General features: G+C 62.0%; 4 protein-coding genes. 3 read left to right on the forward strand and 1 reads right to left on the reverse strand.

Annotated elements, in window-relative coordinates; translation table 11 throughout:
• From DBR24_RS19660 to DBR24_RS19670, 3 genes are all read left to right on the forward strand, one after another.
• A partial coding sequence (locus DBR24_RS19660) for an acyl-CoA dehydrogenase family protein (RefSeq protein ID WP_128615580.1) occupies positions 1-1,584 on the forward strand: 1,584 nt, incomplete at its 5' end.
• 184 nt (positions 1,585-1,768) lie between these two features.
• A complete protein-coding gene (gene amn / locus DBR24_RS19665; RefSeq protein WP_177490631.1) occupies positions 1,769-3,268 on the forward strand; it encodes an AMP nucleosidase in 1,500 nt (499 codons plus the stop codon).
• Positions 3,269-3,340: 72 nt separating this feature from the next.
• Complete coding sequence (locus DBR24_RS19670) at positions 3,341-3,976, forward strand: pseudouridine synthase (RefSeq protein ID WP_128615581.1); 636 nt, start codon at positions 3,341-3,343, stop codon at positions 3,974-3,976.
• Here DBR24_RS19670 and DBR24_RS19675 read toward each other — a convergent pair.
• Positions 3,971-4,180, reverse strand: coding sequence for a DUF2788 domain-containing protein (locus DBR24_RS19675; RefSeq protein ID WP_003228500.1), 210 nt, complete (start codon positions 4,178-4,180; stop codon positions 3,971-3,973). The two genes, DBR24_RS19670 and DBR24_RS19675, sit on opposite strands and share 6 nt — an antisense overlap.
• Between the last annotated feature and the right edge of the window lie 603 nt (positions 4,181-4,783).

Here is a 4,783-nt window from a genome sequence, read left to right on the forward strand (position 1 = left end):
AACCTGTACCGCATCGACCTGCCGTTGCAGGAATGGTCGCGCAGGTTCGGTGCCGGCTGGGCCGAGTCGCGGATTGATGCCTACGGCGCGCTGGCCGGGGGGCCGCTGATGGAGGCCGGGTTCCTTGCCAATCAGAACAAACCGGTATTCGCCAGTCATGATCGCTATGGCCATCGCATTGATCTGGTCGAGTTTCATCCCGCTTATCACGAACTGATGCGCACCGCGATCGAGCACGGACTGACCTCCTTGCCGTGGGCGCATCCGCAGGACGGCGCCCACGTTGCCCGCGCCTCGATGAGCTATCTGCACAGCCAGGCCGAAGCCGGCAGCGGTTGCCCGTTGACCATGACTTTCGCCAGCGTTCCGGCGCTGCGCCTGCAACCGGATCTGGCCGAGCAGTGGCTACCGAAAATCCTCGCCACCGAATACGACCCGCGCAACGTCGGCATGGCGCACAAGGCCGGCGTGACCATCGGCATGGCGATGACCGAGAAGCAGGGCGGCACCGACGTGCGCGCCAACACCACCAAGGCCTATCCGGTCGGCGCCAGCGGTCCGGGCCAGGCGTATGAACTGGTCGGGCACAAGTGGTTCTGCTCGGCGCCAATGTGCGATGCGTTCCTGACGCTGGCGCAGACCGACAAGGGCCTGACCTGCTTCCTGCTGCCACGCCATCGCCCGGACGACACGCGCAATCAGTTCTATATCCAGCGCCTGAAAAACAAACTCGGCAACCAGTCCAACGCCTCCAGCGAAGTGGAGTTCCGTGGCGCCCTGGCGTGGATGGTCGGTGAAGAAGGGCGCGGGGTGCCGACCATCATCGAGATGGTGGCAATGACCCGTTTCGATTGCATGGTCGGTTCCAGCGCGTTGATGCGTCAGGCGCTGACCCAGGCCAGCCATCACTGCGCGCACCGCAAGGTCGGCGGCAAGTTGCTCAGCGAGCAACCGTTGATGCAGAACGTGCTCGCCGACCTGGCCCTGGAAAGCGAAGCTGCGCTGGCCCTGAGCCTGCGCATGGGCAAGGCCCTGGATCATCTGGATGATCGCCACGAAGCGCAATTCGCCCGGCTGGTGACGGCGGTGGGCAAATACTGGATCTGCAAACGTGCCCCGGGAATGATCAACGAAGCGGCCGAATGCATGGGCGGCGCGGGGTACGTCGAGGAAAGCATCTTGCCGCGCCTGTACCGCGAGGCGCCGGTGAACTCGACGTGGGAAGGTTCGGGCAACGTGCAGTGCCTCGACGTTTTGCGCGCACTGTCTAAAGAGCCGGGCGTTCTCGATGTGTTGTTCAGGGAGTTGGGCGATGGCCACGGTGACAAACGTTTGGCCGCGCATATTCAGCAGTTGCAGGCACATTTCAAGGACACCCGCGATATTCAGTATCGGGCTCGGCAATTGACCGAGGGCATTGCCCTTGGGTTGCAGGCCAAACTGCTGCTGGAAGCCGGGAATTCGGCGGTGAGTGATGCGTTTATTGCCAGTCGGTTGAGTGGCGGCGGCCGGGTCTACGGCGCGTTGCCCCATGGGCTGGATGTCGCAGCGATCGTCGCCCGCTCGACCCCCCAGGGCTTCTGACCCCAAACTCCACAAAACCCTGTGGGAGCTGGCTTGCCAGCGATGGCGGCCTGATAGTCAACATTGATGTCGAATGTGAAGGCCTCATCGCTGGCAAGCCAGCTCCCACAGGGATTCGCGTTGTCTGAAAGATTTGGGTACAGCCACAACGCCACTGTTCCCGTGAGACCACGATGCAGGCAAGATGAAGCTCTGCAAGTCAGAACACAGGAAGCTGATCGTGACCGAAGCGTTTATTGTCGTTCAAACCGCCGAACAAGCCGTGGATCGTCTGGCCGAGCTGCATGAGCGGGCCACCACTGCGCTGAACTCGGCGCTCAAGCGTTACCTCAAGGATCGCGTCGAGCCCGACGCCGAACAGCGTGCCCTGTTTCGTTATCCCGAACTGCGTCTGACCTATCACTGTCAGGGCGAAGTGCCGCAGACCACTCGCGCTTACGCCAAAGTGCAGTTGCCAGGCACCTACAGCGTCACCGTCACCCACCCGGCGGCGTTCCGCAAATACCTGCTGGAACAACTGGTGCCGCTGATGCACGACTTCACCGTGACCGTGGAAGTCGGTGTCAGCCAACAGAACATTCCGTACCCGTACGTGGTCGAGCAGGGCGATGAACTGGCCGGCTCCGGCGTCACCGCCGCCGTGCTGGCGCGGGTGTTCCCGAGCACCGACCTGTCCGCCGCCACCGATGGCATCGCCGATGGTCTCTACGACTGGGAAAACACCGATCCGCTGCCACTGGCGCTGTTCGACGCCGCGCGGGTCGACTTTTCCCTGCGCCGTCTGGTGCACTACACCGGCAGCGACTGGCGCCATGTGCAGCCGTGGATCCTGCTGACCAACTATCACCGCTACGTCGACCAGTTCATCGTCCACGGCCTGGAGCAACTGCGCAAAGACCCGCGTTTCGTGCGCATGGTCCTGCCGGGCAACGTGATCATCGAGAAGAGCATGGATCACGGTGAAGCCTCGGCGATTGCTGCCGGTGTGGTCTGGCACCGCTACCAGATGCCGGCCTATCACCTGATCGCCAGCGATGGCCACGGCGTGACCCTGGTGAATATCGGCGTTGGCCCGTCCAACGCCAAGAACATCACCGACCACCTGGCGGTGCTGCGTCCGCATTGCTGGCTGATGATCGGCCACTGCGGTGGCCTGCGTCAGTCGCAGACCATCGGCGACTATGTGCTGGCGCACGCCTATATGCGTCGCGACGGGATTCTTGACCGCGTGGTGCCGCCGAACATTCCGATTCCGGCTCTGGCTGAAGTGCAACTGGCGCTGCAGCAAGCCGCGGCCAACGTCACCGGCGAGAAGGGCGATGACCTGAAGAAACGCCTGCGCACCGGCACCGTGCTGACTTACGACGACCGTAACTGGGAATTGCGCTGGGCTCAGGAACGACCGTTGATCAACCTGTCCCGCGCCGTGGCCGTGGACATGGAAAGCGGCACCATCGCCGCCCAGGGTTATCGCCTGCGGGTGCCATATGGCACGTTGCTGTGTGTGTCGGACAAACCGCTGCACAGTGAAATCAAGCTGCCGGGTTCGGCCAACGCGTTCTACGAGCGTGCGGTCAGCCAGCACTTGAAGATCGGCATCGAGGCGGTGGACCTGCTGCGCACCGAACTCAACTCGCTGCACTCGCGCAAACTGCGCAGCTTCGACGAGCCGCCGTTCCGTTAACGGTTAGTCGTGGTCATTTGGCGGTCGGGGCACTAGCATTGTCAGCCCTGATCGCTAAATGTTTGCTCTCTTATGTCCCGTCCCCCGCGTCCACCTTCTCGCCGTCCTGGTGCGAAGCCTCAGTCTTCTTCCCCGCGCCGTGTTGCCAAGGCACCACCGGCCGAGCCGAAGCTGATCCTGCTCAACAAGCCGTTCGATGTGCTGACGCAGTTCAGTGACGAAGGCGGGCGGGCGACGCTCAAGGATTTCATCGAGGTGCCCGGCATCTACCCGGCCGGGCGGCTTGATCGCGACAGTGAAGGTTTGTTGCTGCTGACCAACGATGGCCAGTTGCAGGCGCGGATTGCCGATCCGAAACACAAGTTGCCGAAGACGTACTGGGTGCAGGTCGAAGGCGTGCCCACGGCCGAGCAATTGCAGCGTTTGCGTGACGGCGTTGAGTTGAACGACGGCATGACCCTGCCTGCCGAAGCGCGGCAACTGGATGAACCCGAGTTGTGGCCGCGCAATCCACCGGTACGCTTTCGCGCGACCATCCCGACTTCATGGCTGGAACTGGTGATTCGCGAAGGGCGCAATCGTCAGGTGCGGCGGATGACCGCTGCGGTCGGGCTGCCGACGTTGCGGCTGGTGCGCGTCAGGATTGGTGACTGGACGATCGACGGACTCGATCAGGGGCAATGGAAAGAAGTGCCGCCGCGCCTATAACGCGCCGGATTCGATCAGGCCGATCACTACACTCTTGATGATGAACGCGGCCACGCCCAGGCCCAGCACGAAGAACAGAATGAACGAGCCGAAACGCCCGGCCTTGGACTTCTTCGCCAGATCCCAGACGATGAATCCCATGAAAATGATCAGGATGCTGACCAGGCCAGTCATCATCCACTCTTCGAATACTGCTGGATCCATCGGGTCTCTCCGGCGCGCATGGGGCTAAAAGGGCGCGGCGAGTATACGCCAAGGTGTGCGGGGTGGCATTGATCTGGGTCTGATCCGAACCTGTTGCCCTCACCCTAGCCCTCTCCCAGAGGGAGAGGGGACTGGCCGTGCGATGCTCACCAGTTACACCGACCTGATCTTGCGTCTGTGAATCCAGAATCGACGCGAAGGTTCAGGTCGATGGATGCTGTCAGACACTTCGGTCGGCTCCCTCTCCCTTTGGGAGGGAGAGTGGACTGGCCGTGCGATGCCCGCGAGTTACACCGACCTGATCTTGCGTCTGTGAATCCATAATCGACGCGAAGGTTCAGGTCGATGGATGATGCCAGACACCTCGGTCGGCTCCCTCTCCCTTTGGGAGGGAGAGTGGACTGGCCGTGCGATGCCCACGAGTTACACCGACCTGATCTTGCGTCTGTGAATCCATAATCGACTCGAAGGTTCAGGTCGATGGATGCTGCCAGACACCTCGGTCGGCTCCCTCTTTCTCTGGGCGGGAGAGTGGACTGACCGTGCGATGCCGACGAGTTACACCGACCTGATCTTGCGTCTGTGAATCCATAATCGACTCGA

Origin of the sequence: Pseudomonas sp. HMWF006 (assembly GCF_003061205.1) — a bacterium.
Classification (GTDB): domain Bacteria; phylum Pseudomonadota; class Gammaproteobacteria; order Pseudomonadales; family Pseudomonadaceae; genus Aquipseudomonas; species Aquipseudomonas monsensis.